Source organism: Kitasatospora sp. NPDC101157 (genome assembly GCF_044768255.1).
Classification (GTDB): Bacteria; Actinomycetota; Actinomycetes; order Streptomycetales; family Streptomycetaceae; genus Kitasatospora.
In genome coordinates this window covers 220,309-240,624 of sequence record NZ_JBIWPL010000012.1, presented here as the reverse complement: position 1 = coordinate 240,624, position 20,316 = coordinate 220,309, and the positions used below count along the sequence as shown (strand labels likewise).

18 protein-coding genes, 1 tRNA gene and 1 pseudogene are annotated in these 20,316 nt (G+C 74.6%); 10 read left to right on the top strand and 10 right to left on the bottom strand.

Annotated features, from left to right (window positions below):
- Positions 1-518: 518 nt before the first annotated feature.
- The 3 genes from dmpI to ACIRVF_RS23990 form a co-directional block, all read right to left on the bottom strand.
- Positions 519-701 carry a 4-oxalocrotonate tautomerase DmpI gene (gene dmpI / locus ACIRVF_RS24000; RefSeq protein WP_030287947.1) on the bottom strand — a complete coding sequence of 61 codons (183 nt, stop codon included), beginning with the start codon at positions 699-701 and terminating at the stop codon, positions 519-521.
- A gap of 125 nt (positions 702-826) precedes the next feature.
- Positions 827-1,723: a LysR substrate-binding domain-containing protein gene (locus ACIRVF_RS23995; protein ID WP_402821251.1), complete on the bottom strand. Its 897-nt coding sequence runs from the start codon at positions 1,721-1,723 to the stop codon at positions 827-829.
- A 33-nt stretch (positions 1,724-1,756) separates the two neighbouring features.
- Positions 1,757-2,287 (bottom strand): YcxB family protein, encoded by a 531-nt coding sequence (locus ACIRVF_RS23990; RefSeq protein WP_402821248.1) that lies wholly within the window; start codon positions 2,285-2,287, stop codon positions 1,757-1,759.
- 144 nt (positions 2,288-2,431) lie between these two features.
- Here ACIRVF_RS23990 and ACIRVF_RS23985 point away from each other — a divergent pair.
- Positions 2,432-2,515, top strand: a tRNA-Leu gene (locus ACIRVF_RS23985).
- 141 nt (positions 2,516-2,656) lie between these two features.
- Positions 2,657-4,741, top strand: a complete 2,085-nt coding sequence (locus ACIRVF_RS23980; RefSeq protein ID WP_402821245.1) for a serine/threonine-protein kinase — start codon at positions 2,657-2,659, stop codon at positions 4,739-4,741.
- Positions 4,742-4,800: 59 nt separating this feature from the next.
- Here ACIRVF_RS23980 and ACIRVF_RS23975 read toward each other — a convergent pair whose 3' ends face one another.
- Together ACIRVF_RS23975 and ACIRVF_RS23970 are read right to left on the bottom strand one after the other, a co-directional pair.
- Positions 4,801-5,013 carry a cold-shock protein gene (locus ACIRVF_RS23975; RefSeq protein ID WP_402821242.1) on the bottom strand — a complete coding sequence of 71 codons (213 nt, stop codon included), beginning with the start codon at positions 5,011-5,013 and terminating at the stop codon, positions 4,801-4,803.
- Between the two features lie 55 nt (positions 5,014-5,068).
- Positions 5,069-6,001 (bottom strand): LysR family transcriptional regulator, encoded by a 933-nt coding sequence (locus ACIRVF_RS23970; protein ID WP_402821239.1) that lies wholly within the window; start codon positions 5,999-6,001, stop codon positions 5,069-5,071.
- Between the two features lie 163 nt (positions 6,002-6,164).
- Between ACIRVF_RS23970 and ACIRVF_RS23965 the strand changes: the two genes are divergently transcribed.
- The gene (locus ACIRVF_RS23965; protein ID WP_402821236.1) at positions 6,165-6,890 is read left to right on the top strand and encodes a flavodoxin family protein; all 726 of its coding nucleotides are present in this window, start codon (positions 6,165-6,167) and stop codon (positions 6,888-6,890) included.
- 158 nt (positions 6,891-7,048) lie between these two features.
- On the opposite strand, the gene ACIRVF_RS23960 is transcribed toward ACIRVF_RS23965, so the two are convergent.
- Entirely contained in the window at positions 7,049-8,455 is a 1,407-nt protein-coding gene (locus ACIRVF_RS23960) for an amidase (RefSeq protein WP_402821233.1), read from the bottom strand.
- Positions 8,456-8,625: 170 nt separating this feature from the next.
- Between ACIRVF_RS23960 and ACIRVF_RS23955 the strand changes: the two genes are divergently transcribed.
- The 7 genes from ACIRVF_RS23955 (at position 8,626) to ACIRVF_RS23925 (ending at position 15,310) form a co-directional block, all read left to right on the top strand.
- The gene (locus ACIRVF_RS23955) at positions 8,626-9,216 is read left to right on the top strand and encodes a TetR/AcrR family transcriptional regulator (RefSeq protein ID WP_402821230.1); all 591 of its coding nucleotides are present in this window, start codon (positions 8,626-8,628) and stop codon (positions 9,214-9,216) included.
- 53 nt (positions 9,217-9,269) lie between these two features.
- Positions 9,270-10,256 carry an RNA ligase family protein gene (locus ACIRVF_RS23950; protein ID WP_402821227.1) on the top strand — a complete coding sequence of 329 codons (987 nt, stop codon included), beginning with the start codon at positions 9,270-9,272 and terminating at the stop codon, positions 10,254-10,256.
- Between the two features lie 119 nt (positions 10,257-10,375).
- Entirely contained in the window at positions 10,376-10,738 is a 363-nt protein-coding gene (locus tag ACIRVF_RS23945; protein WP_402821224.1) for a YciI family protein, read from the top strand.
- Entirely contained in the window at positions 10,735-11,991 is a 1,257-nt protein-coding gene (locus ACIRVF_RS23940) for an RNA polymerase sigma factor (RefSeq protein ID WP_402821221.1), read from the top strand. The genes ACIRVF_RS23945 and ACIRVF_RS23940 overlap by 4 nt, the downstream gene beginning before the upstream one ends.
- Positions 11,992-12,254: 263 nt before the next feature.
- Complete coding sequence (locus tag ACIRVF_RS23935; protein ID WP_402821218.1) at positions 12,255-13,169, top strand: diiron oxygenase; 915 nt, start codon at positions 12,255-12,257, stop codon at positions 13,167-13,169.
- Between the two features lie 75 nt (positions 13,170-13,244).
- Positions 13,245-14,906: an FAD-dependent oxidoreductase gene (locus ACIRVF_RS23930; RefSeq protein ID WP_402821215.1), complete on the top strand. Its 1,662-nt coding sequence runs from the start codon at positions 13,245-13,247 to the stop codon at positions 14,904-14,906.
- Positions 14,907-15,094: 188 nt separating this feature from the next.
- Positions 15,095-15,310, top strand: a complete 216-nt coding sequence (locus tag ACIRVF_RS23925) for a hypothetical protein (protein ID WP_402821293.1) — start codon at positions 15,095-15,097, stop codon at positions 15,308-15,310.
- Between the two features lie 80 nt (positions 15,311-15,390).
- On the opposite strand, the pseudogene ACIRVF_RS23920 reads toward ACIRVF_RS23925, so the two are convergent.
- The 4 genes and pseudogenes from ACIRVF_RS23920 to ACIRVF_RS23905 form a co-directional block, all read right to left on the bottom strand.
- Positions 15,391-15,672: pseudogene (locus ACIRVF_RS23920) on the bottom strand (Rieske 2Fe-2S domain-containing protein); the annotation flags it as partial.
- Complete coding sequence (locus ACIRVF_RS23915) at positions 15,582-16,436, bottom strand: methyltransferase domain-containing protein (protein ID WP_402821212.1); 855 nt, start codon at positions 16,434-16,436, stop codon at positions 15,582-15,584. The gene ACIRVF_RS23915 and the pseudogene ACIRVF_RS23920, both read right to left, overlap by 91 nt.
- A 456-nt stretch (positions 16,437-16,892) precedes the next feature.
- Entirely contained in the window at positions 16,893-19,457 is a 2,565-nt protein-coding gene (locus ACIRVF_RS23910; RefSeq protein WP_402821209.1) for an FtsX-like permease family protein, read from the bottom strand.
- Positions 19,451-20,284, bottom strand: a complete 834-nt coding sequence (locus tag ACIRVF_RS23905; protein ID WP_402821206.1) for an ABC transporter ATP-binding protein — start codon at positions 20,282-20,284, stop codon at positions 19,451-19,453. The genes ACIRVF_RS23910 and ACIRVF_RS23905 overlap by 7 nt, the downstream gene beginning before the upstream one ends.
- Positions 20,285-20,316: the final 32 nt, after the last annotated feature.

Sequence of the window (20,316 nt, the reverse complement as noted above, 5' to 3'; positions counted from 1 at the left end):
GTGGTGATGGCTCGCCGGTGCGGGTCGGAGACCAGGGACCGGAGGATCAAGGCGGGTGCGCTGACGAACTCCTGGTCGGTCATGGCCACTTCTTCCTTGTAGTTTGCAACCATGTCGTCAGGCTAACTCCACCGCCGCCCGGTGTTGTCGAGTTCAGGCCATGTCAGGTCGCAGGACTGAGGGGAAGTCGGTCGGAGGGCGCAGGGCCGGATCGGCGACGGCGTCCCGGTGTTCGTCGGACGTGATGACGGCCACTCGGCCCTGCCGGCCCGGGAGTTCGGGATCGGGCCACCGCGGGGATCGGCCCGGTGCGCGGGTCCGTGTCGAAGCGGTCGGAGTTGGCGAGAAAGTCGTCGAGGTGCGACCACGGGCTGGTCGAGGACCCGATCCGGTGGACGGACAGGCGGACGGACGGACGGACAGACAGGCGGACGGACAGACAGGCGGACGGACGAACGCGGCGGGACGGGGCGGGCCCGCCGGGTGGTCCCGGCGGGCCCGCTCGCTGCCTCCGGTGACTACCGGTCGGCGGTGAGCTTGCCGGCCGCGCCCCAGTTCTCCGGCTGGTACTCCTGGATCCACACGTACACGCTCTCGGCGGGGACCTCCAGCGCCTCCACGAACGCCTCGGTGACCTTCTTGACCAGCTCGCGCTTCTGCTCGACGTTGCGCGGGCCCTGCTGAATGGTGACGATCGGCATCTTCGGCTCCTGAACGGGTTCTCCGGCCGGGCTCTTCCGTCCGGCTCTTCCGCCGGTCTCCCCGGCTGGGAACAGTCCACCCGATCAGGCCGCCCGCACCCAGACCCGAATCGCTCCGACAGCGATCACGAATCCTGATCGTTCCAGGTCGGAGGTGTTTCGCGGCAGGCCGTCAGGAGCAGTCGGGGGAGCGGGGCGGACCGCCGTACGGCGAGCGAGGTCGGCAGTGCCAGCGGGGTGCGGCAGGGCCGGAAGGCCACCCGGGGGGAGTTGGTCATCCGGGCGTTGGCGGCGTAGACCACCGTCCACATCGGGGTTCCGGTGCCGATCGAGGCCAGGGTGTCCTGGAGGGCGCCGTGCGCCGGCCCGAGGACCGGCCGGAAGCCGGCCCGTTCGCAGGCGCCCGTCACCAGGTCCACCAGCGCCGGGTTGTTGCCGCGGTCGGTGAGCCGGAGCGGAAGGGTGGCGAGGTCGGCGAGATCCACCTCGGGCCGTTGCGCGAGGGCGTGCCGGGCCGGCAGTGCGAGCACCAACTCGTCCTGCCAGACCGGCAGGAAGCGCAGCTCGGGGCTGTTCTCGGCGATCGCCCCGCGCACGAAGGCGGCGTCGAGCCGCCCGTCCGAGAGCCGCGCCAGCCGCTCCCGCACCGGCACCGACTGCAGTTCGACGCGTACCCCCGGCGCCTGCCGCTGATAGGTGTCCAGGATCAGGTCGAGTCGCTCGCCCAGCCCGCTGACGGTGCCCAGCCGCAGCACCGCGGGCGCGGCCAGATCGGCGGCCAGTGCCCGGGCGGCGTCCTCGGCCGCCAGGACGTCCCTGGCCGCCGGCAGGAACCGCTCGCCCGCCGGGGTCAGCCGCACGTACCGGGGTGACCGGTCGAACAGCTCGACCTTCAACTCCCTTTCCAGCCGCCGGACCTGCTGACTGACGGCGGGCTGCCCGAGCAGCAGCCGCTCGGCGGCCCGGCCGAAGTGCAACTCCTCGGCGACGGCGACGAAGCAGCGCAGCTGCCGTAGCTCCATGCGGACCGGACCCCCTGCTCGGTGTGGCGACTCTCAGCCGGCGGCCGGCCGTACGAGCGGCTCGCTCGCGCTCCGGCCCTTGTGGCTCACCTTGGGCAGGCATGCCAGGAACGCGTCGAACTCGGCGCGCTGCGCCTCGGTGAACGGTGCCTTGAGCACCGTCGCCGACTGGGGTGGGGTGCCCACCTTCTGCGAGAGCACGGCCCAGGCCACCGGGTTGTGCGCGACCTTGTTGACCGCGGACCAGGGAATGCGGCGGTCCACGGCCGGGGTGGTCAGCTGGAGGGCGTCGTCGGTGAGCCTGACGGTCGTCGCCCCGACGTAGCGCGGGGCGGCCTTCAGCCCCATCCGCCTGCCGCCCGCGGTGATGTTCACCACCTGCACGAACCCGAAGCAGAAGGCGGCTATCGCGAACCAGGTGCTGCCCGCGGCCGCACAGGCCACGGCCAGCAGCAGCCACAGCCCGACGATGGCCCACCGCAGCCAGGGCCGGGCGGACGCGTTCGCCGTCACCGAGGCGACGATGTCCTCGGTGGTGGCCTCGTAGGTGACCTGGATGTCCATGCTGGTTCGCTCCGCTTCGTGGTGGCGGCACATCATGGCGGCCGTGCGTCGTCCGCGGCAAACAGGGGCGGACCAGGGGCCGGCCGCCTCCAGGTGGTCAGAGGCACCCCTCCAGGTGGTCTATAGTTAACCCATCACCCAGATGCGCGGGTGGCGGAATAGGCAGACGCGCTGGATTCAGGTTCCAGTGCCCGAAAGGGCGTGGGGGTTCAACTCCCCCCTCGCGCACAGCGAACGGCCGGTCGATCCTCGAATCGACCGGCCGTTCTGTTTCCCCGGCCAGTGGCCCGCCGGGCCGCCTCCCGTCCGCGAACGGGGGCCGCACTAGGCTGGGCCGGTCGGCCGTACACGCCTGGGGGGAATCGGCACGTGAGCTTGGTGGAGCACGATCCGCGGGAGATCGGCGGATACCTCCTGGAGGGCAGGCTCGGCGCGGGCGGGATGGGCGTCGTCTACCGGGCCCGGTCGGTGTCCGGGCGGCAGGTGGCGGTCAAGGTGATCCGGCCCGAACTGGCGGCGGACGCCGAGTTCCGGGCCCGGTTCCGGCTGGAGGTCACGGCGGCGCGCAAGGTCAGCGGTGCGTTCACCGCGCCCGTGCTCGACGCGGACGCCGACGCCCCGGCGCCCTGGCTGGTCACCCTGTTCGTCCCCGGCCCCTCCCTCGGTGAACGGGTCGCCGGCCAGGGCCCGTTGACCCCGCCCGAGGTGCGCCGCCTCGCCGCCGGGCTGGCCGAGGCCCTGCGGGAGATCCACCGGGTCGGGCTGGTGCACCGCGACCTCAAGCCCGGCAACGTCCTGCTCGCCGAGGACGGCCCGCGCGTCATCGACTTCGGCATCGCCCGCAGCGCGGGCGAGACCCAGCTCACCAGCACCGGGGTCGCCGTCGGCACCCCGCCGTTCATGGCGCCGGAGCAGTTCCGCGACGGCACGGCGACGACGGCCACCGACGTCTTCGCCCTCGGTTCGGTGCTCGCCTTCGCCGCCACCGGGCGCGGTCCGTTCGGCGCGGACTCCTCGCACGCGGTGGGCTTCCGGGTCGTCTACGAGGAGCCGGACCTGGCCGGGCTGGCGCCGGAGCTGTACCCGCTGATCATCGGGTGCCTGGCCAAGGATCCGGCGCAACGGCCCACCGTGGACGGGCTGTTGAGGATGATCGCGGAGGGTGCCCGGGAGTGGACGGTCCAGCTGCGGACGGGGCCGGTGGCTCCGGCCGTCCCGTCGGCGGTCGCCACGCCGACGGCCCCCAATCCGGTCGTCCCCGCGCCCGCGGCGCCGCCCGGGCCGCCGCCCGCCGCCGCTCCGTCCCCGCCGGCCGTCGGCCCCGGTCGCCCCCGTCGGCGGAAGGCCCTGGTGATCGGCGCCTCGGTGGCCGCCGTGGTGGTCGCCGCGGCGGGCACGCTCGGCTACGTCGCCTGGCAGGACCAGCAGCGGCGGACCGGGCCGTCCGCGCTCCCCTCCGGGGTCGGCTGCGCCCCGGCGGGCAAGGCCACGGTCGGCGCGGACGGCATGGAGGCCGCCCTGGTCCAGCAGTGGACGGCGGACTTCGGCAAGGCATGCCCGGACGACGAGCTCAGCTACAGGCCCCCGACGGACCGCACCGACGATCCGTTCAAGTACGCCAACGCCAGCGCCTTCGCCAATGCCGAGGCCGACGGCATCGCCTTCGACACCGCCGTGACCGACCAGCAGGCCTTCCAGTACGGCCGGCACTGCACCGACGGCCGGATGTCCCAACTCCCGGTCACGGTGGCCCCCGTCGCGGTCGTCTTCAACGTGCCCGGCGCGACGGACCTGGTGCTCGACGCCCCGACGCTCTCCAAGATCTTCCAGAAGCAGATCGAGGCCTGGAACGATCCGGCGATCCGGGCGCTCAACCCGGCCAGGGTGCTGCCGGATTCCCCGATCGACATCCGGGTTCCGGCCGGCCAGGCGTGGTCCGGCTACGTGTTCAAGCAGTACCTCAGCAAGGCCGGCGGCTGGCCGTACGAGGTGGACGCGGTCTGGGAGTCCACGCTGAAGGCCGCGCCCGGTACGACCGAGGCGAGCATCCCCGGCGTCATCGCCGGCACACCCGGGTCGATCGGCGTCGTCCCGCTGAAGGACGTCGGGAACCTCCCCGCGGTCCGGGTGCGGACCGGTGACTCCGACGTGGCCCCGAGCGTCCAGGCCGCCGGGACGATGGCCGCGACCGGCACGGTGGAGACCTCGGACAGCCGGTTGTCGGTCAAGCTCGACTACAAGCGGCAGGTGAAGGGCGGATATCCCGTGGTCGGCTTCGGCTACCTCGGCTTCTGCGAGCGGGGCGGGGGCTCCGCCGCCGTCGTGGCGGCCTTGGCGTCCTACGCGGTCAGCGGGCCGGGCCAGGCGACGGGCGAGGCGCTGAAGTACGGGACGCTGCCCACGGCCGTGGCGGAGCAGGTGCGGAGCACGCTGGCCGGACTGCGGTCGCGGTAGCGCGGGCTTCGCGCCCGGACGGCCGACGGCTGCCCGGGCGCGCACGGATCCACCGGGTGCTACCCCTCGACCTGGACCTTGTCGGCCTGCATGCCCTTCTGGCCCTGGACGGCTTCGAAGGTGACCTTCTGGCCCTCCACCAGGGACTTGAAGCCGCTCCCCTCGATCGCCCTGAAGTGCACGAACAGGTCGGGGCCGGACTCCGGGGTGATGAAGCCGTAGCCCTTCTCGTCGTTGAACCACTTCACGGTGCCGCGCTGGCGCTCGGCCATGTCCACTCCTCGGGATCGGATCGCACTGTGCGGCGATCCTCTCACGCAGAGGGGCTCATTCGACACGAAGAGTAGCGGTTGTGGGCGTCGGCGTCGGAACGGCCCCCCCCGCGGCGTGCAGCAGGAGGTCGCGCAGGGCGGCGGCGGGCTCCGAGGGGTCGGCGGGGGTGAGGACGACCTGGTCGGCGGTGGTGGAGGGACCGGTGAGCGGGATGACGCGCAGCCCGGGCGGCCGGTGGTCGAGGGCGGACTCGACGGTGATGCCGATGCCGGTGCCCGCGGCGACGTGCGCCGCGATGGCCTGGACGCTGTCGGCGGTGCGGATGATCCGCAGATCGGCTCCGCCGATCCGGAAGGCGGACAGCAGGCGGTCGCAGAGGCCGCTGTTGATCTGGTGCGGCCAGGTGAGCAGGGCGGCGGCGGAGAGTTCGGCGGCGCTCAACTCGGTGCGGTCGGCCAGCGGGTGGGCCTCGGGGACGAGCGCCGTGAACCGCTCGGTGGACAGCACCCGCGCGCGGACGCCGGTGACGCCGTCGCTCGCCCAGCCGATGCCCAGGCCGATCGTCCCGGCCCGCAGGGCGGTGAGCACGGCGGTGGTCGGCATGGGCTCGGGCACGATCGTCACGTCGGGGAAGCGCTCGCGCAGTTGCGGCAGGCAGCGCAGCAGCAGCTGGTGGCCGGTGTACTCGGCGTGGCCGACGACCAGCGTGGTGCCGGTCCGGTCACCGGCGGCCAGGGCGCGTCCCCGCTGCTGGAAGCGGCGCAGCTGGGCGAGGGCGGCGTGGGCGTCGGGCAGCAGTTCGGCGCCGAGGTCGGTGAGGGACACCCGGCGGCTGGTGCGGTGGAACAGCCGCCCGCCGAGGCTGCTCTCCAGCCGTCGGACGGCGTCGCTGACGGTGGGCTGCCCCCGGTGCAGGCGGGCGGCGGCCCGGCCGAAGTGGAGTTCTTCGGCGACCGCGACGAACGCTTCCAGTTCGATCCTGTCCACGGGGCCAGGCTAGGGCCTGTCCGGCGGGCCGTCGTGCCCGTCCGTGGCGATCGATCGGTGGCACCGATCGCTGCGCGCCGGTCTTCGGCGTTGATGCCTGCCCGGGCACCGGCTGAAATGGGCGGTGAGCAGGAGTCACCCACCGAGGGAGCAGTGAGTCGACATGGCGTTCGAGGACGTTGACCGTGAGCAGGCCGCGCCGACGGTCACCGTGACGGTGGTTCACCACTCGGTGCACGGGCACACCCGGGTGCTCGCCCAGCACCTCGCCGAGGGAGCCCGGCTGGTGCCCGGCGCCGAGGTGCACCTCGCCGAGCTCCGGGCCGAGGACGTCAACGCGGGCCGCTGGCACGACCCGGAGGTGCTGGCGCTGCTGGACCGCTCCGACGCGATCGTGTTCGGCAGCCCGACGCTGATGGGCAGTGTGTCGGCGGTGTTCAAGGCCTTCATGGAGGCCGCGTTCACGCCGTTCGTCACCCAGGGGTGGAAGGACAAGCTGGCCGGCGGGTTCACCATGTCCGCCTCCCAGAGCGGCGACAAGCTGACCGTCCTCCAGCAGCTGTCCGTGTTCGCCGCGCAGCTGGGCATGCAGTGGATCGGCGTGGGCGACATGCCGGGCAACAACTGGAGCGGTGGCAGCCGCGACGACCTGAACCGGCTGGGCTCCTGGCTGGGCCTGATGAGCCAGAGCCACGCCGACCTGGGCCCGGAGCAGGCCGGATCGCGGGGTGACCTGCTCACCGCGCGGCGCTACGGCGAGCGGATCGCCCGGCTGACCCAGCGCTGGGTCAACGCCGTACCGTACGAGACCCCGCGGATGACCGAGCACGAGGCCCGCGCCCTCTCCGCCTCGCTCCGGGAGGCGGAGACCGCACCGGCGGGGCGTTGACGTCGCTCGCCGGTGGGGTGCGTCGGTCGGGTGCCGGCGTCGCTCGCCGTGGTGGCCGCGGGCACGTGCATCGGACCGGGCGCGGTTCTCGTCCCCGCGCGGTTCGTGCCACGGGCGGCTCGTGCCGCGGGCCCCTCGGTGGTGGGCGGGCCGCTTCTTCAGACCCGGGGGTCGATCGGCGTGAGGGTGCCGAGCCGGTCCTCGACGTGCTGGGCGGCGGCCAGGCAGAGGTCCTCGCGGAACGGGCGCCCGACCAGCTGCACGCCGGTGGGCAGGCCGTCCGGGTCCAGCCCGGTCGGGACGGCGACCGCCGGGACGCCGACGAAGCTGGTGACCGAGCAGAGCCGCATCGCCGAGGCGACCCGGGCCCGCCCGGCCTCGTCCCGGGACTCCAGGCCGGGCTCCACCGCCGGCTCGGTGAAGACCGGGCCGAGCAGCAACGGGTAGGCGTCCAGGAACTCCGTCCAGGAGCGGCGGATGTTCATCCAGGTGCCCATGAGCCCGATCAGCCCGGCGGCGTCGACGGGCGGGCTGTGGCGCATGGTCAGCTCGATGTAGCGGTCGCCGCCCTCGCCCAGCAGCTGCCGCACGGCGGGCCAGCTGGGGGTGAACTCGGTGTTGGTGAGCTGCTGGTAGGCCTTCAGCGCCTCGTCCAACCGGGGGACGTCGGGGACCTCGTCCACCTGGTACCCGGCGTCGCGCAGGGCTTCGGCGGCGGCCTCGACGGCGCGGCGGACGGAGGGGTGGACGCCGTGGCCGCCGGGGTCGGCGACCACGGCGACCCTCGTCGGGCCGTCCAGGGGCTCGCCGTACAGCGGGGCCGGGACGGCGCGCGGGTCACGCGGGTCCGGCCCGGCCAGGGTCTCGTAGGCGAGCCGAAGGTCTGCCACCGTACGGGCCAACGGGCCGTCGGTGACCAGGAGTTGGGAGGCCGGTCCGGGGTCGTCCGGGCCCAGCATCCGCTGGTCGGCGGCGAACCGGCCGGTCGTCGGCTTGAGTGCGGCGACCCCGGAGAACGAGGCCGGGATGCGGACCGAGCCGCCGGAGTCGTTGCCGAGCCCCAGCGCGGACATGCCGGTGGCCACCGCCACGCCGTCCCCGCCGCTGGAGCCGCCGGGGGTGCGCGCGGCGTCCCAGGGGTTGCGGGTGTCGCCGTAGAGCTCGCTGCGGGTGTGCATCCCGGCCAGGATCAGGGTCGGCATGTTGCTGTGCCCGATCGGGATCGCCCCGGCGGCGCGCAGCCGGGCCACCGGGACGGCGTCGGCGGGGGCGATCAGCTCGCGGAAGCGCGGCGTGCCGAAGGTGGTCGGGACGCCCTCGATGCGGATGCACTCCTTCACCGTGAACGGCACCCCGGCGAGCGGGCCGAGCCGTTCGCCGGCCGCCCGGGCCCGGTCGGTCTCCCGGGCGGCGGCCCGGGCACGGTCGGCGAGCAGCTGGGTGACGGCGTTCACCTGCGGGTTGACCTCGGCGATCCGGGCGAGGTGGGCGTCCACGACCTCGCGGGCGGACACCTTGCCGCTGCGGACGGCGGCGGCGATGGCGGTCGCGGGGAGTTGCCACATGAGGGGGCTCCTCGGGTTGGTTCCGATGCGGTTGCATCGGAACCTTAGCGGGGGATCCGATACGCTTGCATCGGATTAATGCGGTGGTGCGGGCGCGCGGATGCGGGCGTTCGGGGCCGCGGACCCTTGGGCGCGGGCGTTCGGGGCGGACGGGAAGTGCGGGGAGTGGCATGCCGAAACAGGTCGACCACGAGGACCGGCGCCGACGGATCGCCGACGCCGTGTGCGCGCTGATCGACGCCCAGGGCCTCGAAGGCGTCACCCTGCGGGACGTCGCCACCCGCGCGGACGTCTCGATGGGCGCCGTCCAGCGCTGCTTCCGCACCAAGGAGGAGATGCTGCAGTTCGCCCTCGGCCACATCGGCGCCCGCGTCACCGAACGCGCCCACGGCCGGGTCGTCGGCAGCCCCGCCCAGTCCGCCGCCAGCACCGTCGGACACGTCGTCGGCGAGGTCGCCCTGTTGCGCGACGAACACCGGGCCGAGGCGCGGGTCTGGCTCGCCTTCCTCGCCGCGGCCGCCGTCAACCCGGCCCTGGCGACCGCCCTGCGGGCCGGCTACGCCGACCTCGAAGGGCTGCTCGCCCGGCTCGTCGCCGAGGCCTCGGACGCCGTCGACGCCCGCCGCGAAGCCCGTACCCTCCTCGCCCTCGCCGACGGGCTCACCGCACACGTGCTCCTCGGCCACCGGACGGCGGCCGAGGCCGAGGAACTGCTGCACGCCCACCTCGCCCGGGTGTGGGCGACCGGCGCCGGGCGCTGAGGACCGGCTCGAATTCCGTTGCCACGGGGCGGCGTTGCGACGAGGATCTGTTCGTGGCCGAGCTGAAGCCGTACCCGAAGATTCCCGCCCGGGGGCGCCCCGCCGCGCCCGGGAGCCGCGAATGGATCGCGGCGGAGAAAGTGCACGGCGCGCACTTCGCCGTCATCTGCGAAGGCCCCTCCGTGCGGCCCGCCAAGCGGCGCGACCTGCTGGGCGACGAGGAACTCGACGCCTTCTTCGGCGTCAGCCGGATCTGGCCGCAACTCCTCGTCGCGGCCGGGCGCTTCGCGGCGGTGCTCCGGGCGACCCGGGGCGAATCCGCCGTCGTCACCGTCTACGGCGAACTCGCCGGCGGCCGCTACCCGCACCCGGACGTGCCCGCCGTCACCGGAGCCGAGCCCGTGCAGACCGGCGTCTGGTACGCCCCCGGGCTGCGCTGGCTGCCCTTCGACGCGACGGTGGAGACGGCCGGAGAGCGGTGCTGGATCCCCGACCGCGAACTCCGGTCCGCCGCGTCCGCCGCAGGCCTCACCTGCGTACCCCTGCTCGGGCGCGGCAGCCTGAACGCCCTCCAGGACCTCCCGGTCACCTTCACGAGCCGGGTCCCGGCGCTGTTCGGACTGCCGGAACTGGCCGACAACCTCGCCGAGGGGTACGTGCTCAAACCGGCCGGTGAATGGCACGAGTCGGACGCCGCCCGGCCCGTCGTCAAGGCCAAGCAGAAGGCCTTCGCCGAGGACGACCGCTACGACGGCGCCCGGCCCTACCTGCCGCCACCGGGGGGCGCCGCGGGCGTCCCCGCCTGGCTCCTCGTCCAGGCCTCCGCCTTCCTCACCCCCACCCGCGCCGCGGCCGCCGTCAGCAAACTCGGGCCGCGGGTCGAGGCGGGCACGGTGGCGTCGGAGATCGCCCACGACGTGGCCGACGAACTCTCCGAGGCCCTCGGCGGCCTGGAGCCCGCCACCCTGACGGCGCTCGCGCACGCCCTCGAACCCGCGGCCCTCGCCCTCGCCCGCTTCGACGCGGCCGACCGGCGGTGACGCCGTGCCGCCCCCGGCCGGGAAAAACCTTCCGGCCGATGTCGAAGGCCCGTGCCGCGGCTCCGACCGAGAGGTGACGGCACGCCGACGGGGCGGGCGGGACAACGAGGAGAACGACCGTGAAGTACGTCGCGATGATCTACGGCAACCGGGCCAAGTGGGACTCCTTCCCCGCCGAGGCCTGGCCCGAGGCGATCGCCAGGCAGGAGGCGTTCAACACCAGGTACCGGGAGACCGGCGAACTCATCGGCGCCTACGGGCTCGCGGACGCGGCCGCCGCGCAGCTGGTGCGGCGCGCCGAAGGAGTGCCGGTGATCACCGACGGGCCGTACCTGGAGACCAAGGAGTACCTGGCGAGCTTCTACCTCCTCGACTGCGAGAGCCCGGAGCGCGCCCAGCAGATCGCCGCCGACATGCCGTTCGCCGACCTGGAGCCGGTGGAACTGTGGCCGATCCTGCACGAGTCGCCGGCGAACGGGTGAACACCCCCGCTGCTGCCGTCGAGGGCCTGCTGCGCGAACTGGCGCCGCAGGCCCTCGGCGTGCTCGTACGACGCCGCGGCGGATCCTTCGACGCCTGCGAGGACGCCGTGCAGGACGCGCTGCTCGCCGCCGCCGTGCAGTGGCCGGCGGACGGGCTGCCGGCGAACCCGCTCGCCTGGCTCGTCACCGTCGCGGGCCGGCGGCTGGTCGACCAGGTGCGCAGCGAGGCGGCCCGGCGCCGGAGGGAGGAGGCGATCGCGCTGGCCACCCCCCGGTCGGCGCTGCTGGCCCCGGCGGCCGACGCCGCCGACCCGGCCGCCGACGACTCGCTCGCCCTGCTGTTCCTCTGCTGCCACCCGGCGCTGTCCGTGCCGAGCCGGATCGCGCTGACCCTGCGGGCGGTCGGCGGCCTGAGCACGGCACAGATCGCCGCAGCCTTCCTCGTGCCGGAGGCCACCATGGGGCAGCGGATCAGCCGGGCCAAGCAGACGCTCAAGGCCACCGGCGGCGGGCTGACGCTCCCGGCGGACGGGAACGGGGCGGAGCGGCTGCGCGAGGTGCGGCACGTGCTGTACCTGATCTTCAACGAGGGCTACACGGCCGGCGGCGGCGAGGAGTTGACCGCACCGAGGCTGGCCGCCGAGGCGATCCGGCTGACCCGGCTGCTGCTGCGCCTCACCCCCGGCGACGCCGAAACGGCCGGCCTGCTCGCCCTGATGCTGCTCACCGACGCCCGCCGCGGCGCCCGCACCGGGCCGTACGGGGAGCTCGTACCGCTGGAGGAGCAGGACCGTGGCCGCTGGGACGGCGAACTGATCGCCGAGGGACTGGAGTTGCTGGCCTCCACACTGACGCGCGGTGCGGCCGGGCCGTACCAGGTCCAGGCCGCGATCGCCGCCGTTCACAGCGAGGCGGCGACGGCCCGGGACACCGACTGGCCGCAGGTCCTCGCCCTGTACGACCTGCTGCTGCGCTTCGACGCCAACCCGGTGGTCGCCCTCAACCGGGCCGTCGCGGTCGCGATGGTCCACGGCCCGGCCGCCGGCCTGGCCCTCCTCGACGACCTGGCCACCGACAAACGCCTCGCCCGCCACCACCGCCTCCTCGCCACCCGGGCCCACCTCCTCGCCCGCCTCGGCACGGACCCCGCGGCCGCCGCCCACACCTACCGCCTGGCTGCCTCCCGCACCACCAGCGCCCCGGAACGCCGCTACCTGACAGCCCGCGCCCGCCACCTCCTGGCCGATTCCTGACCACCCCGGGACGCCACCCCCGCCCCCTCCCGGCCCGGAGGGACGCGTCGGCTGAACAGGAAGTCGGCCCGGCCGACTTTTCGTTTGTGGAGATGCTTTTCGGCGGGCCGGGGTGGTGGGGGCGGGCGTGTGCGGCGCGCGCCGCTCGGGTTCGCGTCCGTTCGCGCTTGCGCGGGGGGTTCTCGGCGCTCGGCTCTTATTGTACTGTCCGTCTAATAAGCGGGGGAGCGGGAACCCGCAGGAGCGGGCACCTGGAGGCAGCCATGGCTCTCACCCGGCAGGCGACCGAGCACGGCCACACGGCGGCCGACGACGACGTTTCGAAGCGGCTGCTGGAGTCGGCCGCCACCCTGTCCTTCGACCCCATGACCGAGATCGACTGGGACGCCCCCCTCCCGGAGGAGCACTACGGCCTCAACCCCGAGTGGAGCACCCTCTACGGCACCCGGCTCTGGGACGAGATGACCGAGCGACAGCGGGTCACCCTCACCCGGCACGAGGTCTGCTCGATCATGAACACCGGCATTTGGTTCGAGATGATCCTCCAGCAGATGGTGCTCCGCGACCAGTACCTCAAGAACCCCGCCAACGCCGAGTTCCAGTTCGCGCTCACCGAGATCGCCGACGAGTGCCGCCACTCGATCATGTTCGCTCGTGCCTGCCAGAAGATGGGCGTCCCCGCCTACCGGCCCAACAAGGTGATCGCCCAGGCCGGGCGCGCCTTCAAGGCACTCGCCAAGGGTGAGCTCGCCTACGGCGGCATCCTGGTGGCCGAGGAGGTGCTGGACGTCATGCAGCGCGACTGGATGCGCGGCGAGAACGTCCTGGAGATCGTCCGTGGCACCTCCCGGATCCACGTGGTCGAGGAGTCGCGGCACATGAAGTTCGCCCGGCAGGAGATCCGCGAGCGGATGCGCCACGCCGGCCCTGCCCGCCGCCGCACCTCGGCCACCGGCATCGCGATCGGCGCGTACGTCATCGTCAGCAGCATGGTGCACCCGGGCGTGTACAAGGCCGCCGGCCTGGACGTCGCGCGGGCGCTCGCGGAGGTGAAGGAGAACGAGCACCGCAAGGCGATGATGCGCAACAGCTCCCGGCACCTGATGGCGTTCCTCGCCGAGGCCGGTCTGCTCACCAGCCGCTCGGCGGCCGTCTACCGCCGCGTGCACATGCTCTGACGGCGAACCAGAACGACGAGCCGGAGCGACCACCCCGGACGACCGACCAGCTAGAGCGAGGACCCCACCCCGGCCATGGCCTACGCGATCACCCGTACCTGCTGCAACGACGCCTCGTGCGTGTCCGTCTGCCCGGTCAACTGCATCCACCCGACCCCGGAGGAACCGGAGTTCGGCAGCACCGACATGCTGTACATCGACCCGCAGGCGTGCATCGACTGCGGCGCCTGCGCGGACGCCTGCCCGGTGGACGCGGTGTTCCCGGTCGACCGGCTGCGCGGGCCGGACGTCGTCTTCGGCGACCTCAACCGGGACTGGTTCCGCGACCACCCCAACGACCACGCCTGGGGCGCGCCCAGCTTTCCGCGCAGTCTGCCCGGCGAGCTCGGCACGCTGCGGATCGCCGTGGTCGGCACCGGGCCCTCCGCTGGGTACACCGCGCAGGAGCTGCTGCGCTGCACCAGCGCCGAGCTCACCGTGATCGACCGGCTGCCGGTCACCGGTGGTCTGCTGCGGCACGGTGTGGCGCCCGACCACCAGTCCACCAAACGGATCGCGGAGAGCTTCGCGAGCGTCTTCCACGACCCCCGGCTGCGGATGCACCTCAACCTGGACGTCGGCACCGACGTCACCCACGAGGAGCTGGCCGCGCACCACCACGCGGTGGTGTACGCGGTCGGCGCGGCCGCCGACCGGCGCCTCGGCGTCCCCGGCGAGGACCTGCCGGGCAGCCTGCCCGCGACCTCCTTCGTCCGCTGGTACAACGCCGACCCGACGGTGCCGGCCGACACGGTGGAGCTGTCCGCGGAGCGGGTGGTGGTGGTCGGCAACGGCAACGTCGCGGTGGACATCGCCCGCATCCTGCTCACCGACCCCGACCGGCTCGCCGCCACCGACATCGCCGACCACGCGCTGGCCGCGCTGCGCCGGAGCAGGGTCCGGGAGGTCGTGCTACTGGCCCGGCGCGGGCCCGAGCAGGCGGCCTGGACCAGGCCGGAGTTCCTGGCGCTGGCCCGGCTGCCCGGCGTCGAGCTGGTGGTCGAGGACCACCCGGAGGTGCGGGGGGCGATCGAGGCGGCGGCGCCGGACTCGCGGGCCGGGCTGCTCGCCGGCCTGCCGCTGGTGCGCCACGACGGGGGCGCGGAGCCGGGGCCGGCGCGGCGGATCGTGCTGCGCTTCCTGGCGGCGCCGGTCGAGCTGACCGGCGAGGACGGCCGGGTCTCGGGGCTGACCGTCGAGCGGACCACGCTCACGGCGGACGGCGAGCCGCTCGCGGTCGCGGGGGATAGGGACACCCTGCGGGCCGGGCTGGTGGTGCGTTCGATCGGGCACCGGGGCGTCCCGCTGCCGGGGCTGCCGTTCGACGAGCGGACCGGAACGGTCGCGCAGCGCGGCGGACGGGTCGTCGACCCGGCCACCGGACGGGCGCTGCCGGGCGCGTACGTGGTGGGCTGGGCCAAGCGCGGACCGTCCGGTGGGATCGGCGCCAACCGGGCCTGCGCCCGGGAGACGGTGGAGGCGCTGCTGGACGACGCGGTGGCCCGGGTGCTGCCCGAACCGCCGTCGGGGCGCGCGGAGTTCGAGCGACTGGTACGGCGTCGCCGGCCGGACGCGACGGGGCTGAAGGAGCTGCGCGCGGTGGACCGGGCGGAGCGCGAGCGGGGCGCGGCGCAGGGGCGGCCGCGGGTGAAGCTGGCGACGGTGGCGGAACTGCTGGCGGCGGGCCGACGGCGCTGAGGCGCGCTCCCGACCCGGACCCGGCATCCGGAGCCGGACCCGGCATCCGGCCCCCCGGCACCCGGGGCGGCCCGCGAGGGGTGGACGCGCGGACCGCCCGGTTGACGTGGCCGTGACCCGGTGCGCGGGGGCCGCGTTGGGTGGATGTGAGCAGTTTTGGGGTGGCCTCGGCCTCGTGGCCTCGGCCGATGGCTGAAGAAACGATCCTGCAGTGGGCGGGGCACCCTCCGGAACCCGACCCGGAGGCGCCCATCTACGCCGAACTGGCCCGCCGCTGGCAGTCGGAGGGCCGGTCGGTGCCCGGACTGCCCGACCCGGTCCGGGAGCCGCCGGCCGCCCCGGGCGCCTCAGCGCTAAAGGGCGCCACACCACCACCGGGCGCTTCAACACCCCCGGCCGGCTGAGCCTCTCCGGCCACCCCGGCCGCCGCCGAACCCCCCGGGACAGAACTGCCCCACCCACCGCCGGAACAGCCCGATCGAGCGGGCCGGCCGGCATGCGGACCGTGCGGACCGATCGCGCGCACCGCCCCCCGCCGGGTCCGGTACAGCACCACGTCCTGGTTCATCAGCCGGGCCGTGCGCACCCGGCCCGGCGGCAGATCGCGTGTCCGGCCGACGCAGAACCAGCCGCTCGGGTACGGCAGAGGGGCGGAGCGCTCGTCCACGGCGGTGCTCACCTCGCGGGCTTGACGGCAGTGTGAACGTACCAGGCGACGTACTCGCGCACGTCGTACATCTCCACCGTGGAACGGAGGTTGAGCCATCGTGCCGGGTCGCCCAAGCGGCGCAGCACCTCCCACGGAAGCCGGAAGTACGCGTGCACCGCCTCCGTCGTGGGCGTGTAGTACGGCGTCGCGTCCAGGGCCTCCTCGACCTCGAACCCCGCCTCGGCGAGCAGCTGCGGCAGGTTGCCCGCGTGGTAGAGCCGGGCGCCGGTCATCGCCATCGCGTCCAGGTACGGTTCGAGCAACGCCCTTGCCATCGGCGGGAGTTCCTCCAGCGGCCCAGTGCTCATCGGGCCGAGCAGCACCAGCCGCCCGCCCGGGCGCAGCACCCGGTGCAGCTCGGCCAGGGCACGGGCCGGGCGGTAGGAGTGGACGAGCGTCTCCATCGAGTAGGCGCCGTCGAACTCCTCGTCGGAGAAGGGCAGTTCGTGGTAGTCGCCCCAGTGGAAGACGGTCCGGCCGTCCAGCGCGGCACGGGCACTCAGCCGACGGGCCTCGGCGAGGTGGAAGTCCAGCACGTCGACCCCGGTGACCAGCAGCCCGAACCGGGTCGCCATCGCCCGGGCCACCACTCCGGCCCCGCAGCCCGCGTCCAGCACCCGCGACCCGGCGGGCAGGGCCAGCTTGCGGCCGAGCACGTCCTCCAACTGCCGCTGCGCCCGCCACAGTCGCCACTTCGACTGCCCGGGCTCGGTCCACCCCCAGTGGCGGGCGTTGCGCGCCACCCGGGTGTAGAACCACCGGCTGCCGGGGCGTCCGTACACCCGGCGCAGCGCGGCGAGGTCGAGTTCCTGAGCCTCCATGCGGACACGCTAGCCGCGGACCGGCAGGCCCTCCCGGCGGCGCCACGGCGGCTGCGCCGTCAGGAGGGTTCGTACGGTGGTCGTACCGGGTGATCAGCCGACAGGGGCGTCCGCCACCCCGCGGTTCGGCGAGGTGATGGCCGCGATCGTGCCGTGACCAGGACCGTCGCCCGGTGACCACCAGGTGGACCATCAGGACCGGCAGGCCGGTGTGTCGCCGCCGCGGTGGAGGAGGGTGACGGTGCGGCGCTCGAACCCCAGCGGCAAGCCGGGTGCGGCGATGAGGCGTTGGCGGGCCGGCGCGGTGAGCTCGCGGGGCGTCGGCCGGGACGGGGGATCGGCCCAGCCGTACGCCCGCGGGCCGGCGGAAGGGTGCACGAACGGTGCGTTCGTCCGGCCGGCCCTTCGCTCGGGTCCGGCTCGAACGCCGTAGCGGCGCAGCGGGCACCGCCGCACTCAGGCGGCGCCCGCCGCGGGACGCAGGACGGTCCGACCGTCGCGGTCGCGGAGGGCCAGCGCGGCCGGGAGCACCGCGGCCGTCAGGGCGATGGCCGCGCAGGCGGCGGCGAGTACGCCCATCGGCGTCCAGGGGATGACCGCGGGCGTCGGGCCGACCAGGTCGGTCAGGGCGGCCCAGGAGCCGCCGACGCTGATCACGGTGCCGAGCACACCCAGGACGGTGCCGGCCGCCACGCACATCAGTGTCTCGACGGCGACGGTGCGCAGCACCTGGGCCTTGGTGGCGCCGGCCAGGCGCAGCAGGGCGAGCTCCTGCCGGCGGTCGCTGACCGTCATCACCAGGGAGTTGGCCAGCGCGATCGCGGCGTAGCCGATCGCCAGTCCGAGGATCATCAACAGGGCGTTCCAGGCGGCCTTTTCGGTGCTGTCACTGGCGCTGGACCAGATTTCCGTGGGTGCGGTGAGCCGGGCGCCGAGCCCGTCCACGGCGCCGTGCAGCGCGGTGGCGGCCTGTCGGGGGTCGGTGCCGGGCAGCAGCCGCAGGTCGATCCGGGTGGCCAGGGCCGGGCCGCCGATGCCGCCGGTGACGGCGTCGGAGTCGTTCACCCAGGCCTGGACGGTCTCGGCGCCGGTGCCGAGCAGGGCCGCGACCCGGAGGTCGCGCGGGGTGCCGTCGGCCAGCCGGACCGACACCTGGCCACCGACCCGGGGCGAGCCCGGCCAGGTGCGGCTGAGCGCGACCGAGCCGGGGCCGAGGTCGGCGAGCGAGCCCGCGACGACCGGGAGGCGGTCGACCTCGGCCAGCGCGGCCGGGTCCGCGGTGGCGGCGCTGAGCGGCACCAGGGCCTGGCCGGTCGGGTCGACGGTCATCAGCGAGGTCGGGGTGATGGCCAGCGCCCGCACCCCGGGCACGGACCGGACGCGGTCGACCACGGCCCGGTTCAGCCCGGGCGTGCCGGCCGGGGTGACGACCAGGTCGGCGGCGGACAGCTGGCGGCGGACCTCGCTGACCTGCGAGCGGTTGATGGTGTCGATGCTGCCGAGCAGGCACCCGGCGAAGGCGATGACCAGCACCACCGGGGTGGTGGTCGCGGCGGTGCGCCGGAAGGCGGTCAGCGAGCTCTGCCGGGCGGTGGCCCAGACGATGCCGCCGCCGTCCTCGGCGGGGCGGCCGCGCAGCCGGGCCGTCAGCGCGGGCAGCCCGGTCAGCAGCCGGATCGCCGGGCCGGCCAGTACGGCGGCCAGCAGTACGAAGCCCGCGACGATGCTCAGCAGCAGGCCGAGCGAGTCGGCGGCGTTGGCCGCCGCGTCGGGCCAGAAGCGGGCCGTCACCGCGAGGGCCGCGATGCCGCCGCCGAGCACCAGCAGGCCGCTGGTCCAGCGGAAGGCCAGGGCGAGCCGGGAGCGCCGTTCGGCGTCCGCCTCCGCGAGCGCCTCGCCGGGGCTGATCAGCCCGGCCTTGACCGAGGAGAACAGGACACCGCCGATCGCGGTCAGCAGCCCGATGGAGGCCGCGACCAGCAGTCCCCACCAGGTGATCGGAACGGTGAAGCCGGACGGCACCATGTCGTGGTCGACCAGCCAGCGGCCGGCCGGCGCCGCTCCGGCCGCGCCGAGCGCGCACCCGGCGGCGGAGGCCAGCACCCCGACCACCAGGGCTTCCCGGTTGACCAGGGCGCGCAGCTGTCGGCGGGTGGCGCCGATCAGGCGCAGCAGGGCGAGCTCGCGGCGTCGCTGGGCGATCGACAGCGCGAAGGTGCCGGCCACCACGAACACGGCGGTGCCGCCGGAGACCGCGGCGGACAGGCCGAGCGGGGTCTGCACGTCGTCCAGCCGGGCGCTGACCGCGGTGTGGTGCGGGTCGGCCTGGCTGCGTTCGGCGCCGGTGAGCACCCGGGCGACGGCCGCGCCGCCGGCCGCGTCCACGGCCCGGCGCACCGCGTCGGCGGGGCCGAAGGCGGCCAGCACGTCGACGGCGGGGCAGTACCGGGCGGCCTGGGCGTCGGTGAAGAAGACGGCGTGCTCGAACGCCTCGGCCTCGGTGACGCCCGAGACCGTCGCGGTGTGCGGGCCGTCGGCGGTGACGTACCGGACGCGGGTGCCGACCTGCTCCGGGCGGCCGCCGCCGATGACGACCTGGTCGTCCGCGGCGGGGGCGGTGCCCGCGGTGAGCCGGTAGCCGCCGAGGGCCGCGCCGGACCAGGCGCGTCCGACCTGGTCGCGCGGGCCGTCAGCGAGCTGGGCGTAGAAGGTGCGGTCCGCGACGGTGGGGCCGGTCGCGGCGACGGCGGTGAGCAGCTCGGCGGGCAGGCCCGGCTGGGCCGGGACCGGGGTGGGCTGGGGGTCGCCGCCGGTCGCGGGGGTGAAGTCGACGCTGAGGTCGGCGACGACCAGGACGGGGGCCTGGGAGTAGCGCTGGCGGCCCTGGTCGGGGACGTCGGCGGTGGCGGCGATGACCAGGAGCGAGGTGGCCATCAGGGCGACGCCGCAGGCCAGCGCGACGAAGCTGCCGACGAAGGAGGCCCAGCGGAGCCGGACGGAGGCGAGGGCGAGGGTCAGCATGCCGCGGCCTCCGGCGCGTGAGCCGCCGAGGGGTGAGCCTTCGAGGGGTGAGCCTTCGACGGGTGAGCCGCCGTCGAGTCGGTCCCCGGCGCGTCGGCCTCCAGCGCGGTCATCCGCGCGGCGACCTGCTCGGCGGTGGGCCGCTCCAGCGAGCCGTCCAGCCGGCCGTCACGGAGGAACAGCACCCGGTCGGCGTAGGCGGCGGCGACCGGGTCGTGGGTGACCATGACGACGGCCCGGCCGCGGTCGTCGGCCATCCCGCGCAGCAGCGCGAGCACCTCGCGGCCGCTGCGGGTGTCCAGCGCTCCGGTGGGCTCGTCGGCGAGCAGCACCGCGGGGCGGGTGATCAGCGCCCGGGCGATGGCGACCCGCTGCTGCTGGCCGCCGGACAGCTCGCCCGGCCGGTGCCCGGCCCGGTCCGCGAGGCCGACCGCGGCCAGCGCGGCGGTGACCTCGGCGGGCGCCGGGCGGCGGCCCGACAGCTTGGCCGGGAGCGCCACGTTCTGCGCCGCGGTCAGCGCGGGCAGCAGGTTGAAGGACTGGAAGACGAATCCGATCCGCTCCCGGCGCAGCACGGTCAGCTGCTTGTCGCGCAGCCCGCCCAGGACGGTGCCGTCGACCCGCACCTCGCCGCCGTCGATCGCCTCCAGGCCGGCCGCCGCCCGCAGCAGGGTCGACTTGCCGGACCCGGAGGGGCCCATGACGGCGGTGAAGGTGCCGAACGGGAACCCGACACTCACGTCGTCCAGGCCGACGACGGGCTCGGGCCCGCGGCGGTAGGTCCGGCGGACGGAGCGTAGTTCGACGGCGAAGTCGGTGGCGTTCATGATCCCCATCCCACCCCGCCGGACGGGGGTGG

Coding starts and splice junctions, on each gene's coding strand:
- dmpI (WP_030287947.1), bottom strand. CDS start 701: ATGCCGATCGTCACCATTCAGCAGGGCCCGCGCAACGTCGAGCAGAAG.
- ACIRVF_RS23995 (WP_402821251.1), bottom strand. CDS start 1,723: ATGGAGCTACGGCAGCTGCGCTGCTTCGTCGCCGTCGCCGAGGAGTTG.
- ACIRVF_RS23990 (WP_402821248.1), bottom strand. CDS start 2,287: ATGGACATCCAGGTCACCTACGAGGCCACCACCGAGGACATCGTCGCC.
- ACIRVF_RS23975 (WP_402821242.1), bottom strand. CDS start 5,013: ATGGCCGAGCGCCAGCGCGGCACCGTGAAGTGGTTCAACGACGAGAAG.
- ACIRVF_RS23965 (WP_402821236.1), top strand. CDS start 6,165: ATGGCGTTCGAGGACGTTGACCGTGAGCAGGCCGCGCCGACGGTCACC.
- ACIRVF_RS23960 (WP_402821233.1), bottom strand. CDS start 8,455: ATGTGGCAACTCCCCGCGACCGCCATCGCCGCCGCCGTCCGCAGCGGC.
- ACIRVF_RS23955 (WP_402821230.1), top strand. CDS start 8,626: ATGCCGAAACAGGTCGACCACGAGGACCGGCGCCGACGGATCGCCGAC.
- ACIRVF_RS23935 (WP_402821218.1), top strand. CDS start 12,255: ATGGCTCTCACCCGGCAGGCGACCGAGCACGGCCACACGGCGGCCGAC.
- ACIRVF_RS23930 (WP_402821215.1), top strand. CDS start 13,245: ATGGCCTACGCGATCACCCGTACCTGCTGCAACGACGCCTCGTGCGTG.
- ACIRVF_RS23925 (WP_402821293.1), top strand. CDS start 15,095: ATGGCTGAAGAAACGATCCTGCAGTGGGCGGGGCACCCTCCGGAACCC.
- ACIRVF_RS23915 (WP_402821212.1), bottom strand. CDS start 16,436: ATGGAGGCTCAGGAACTCGACCTCGCCGCGCTGCGCCGGGTGTACGGA.
- ACIRVF_RS23910 (WP_402821209.1), bottom strand. CDS start 19,457: ATGCTGACCCTCGCCCTCGCCTCCGTCCGGCTCCGCTGGGCCTCCTTC.
- ACIRVF_RS23905 (WP_402821206.1), bottom strand. CDS start 20,284: ATGAACGCCACCGACTTCGCCGTCGAACTACGCTCCGTCCGCCGGACC.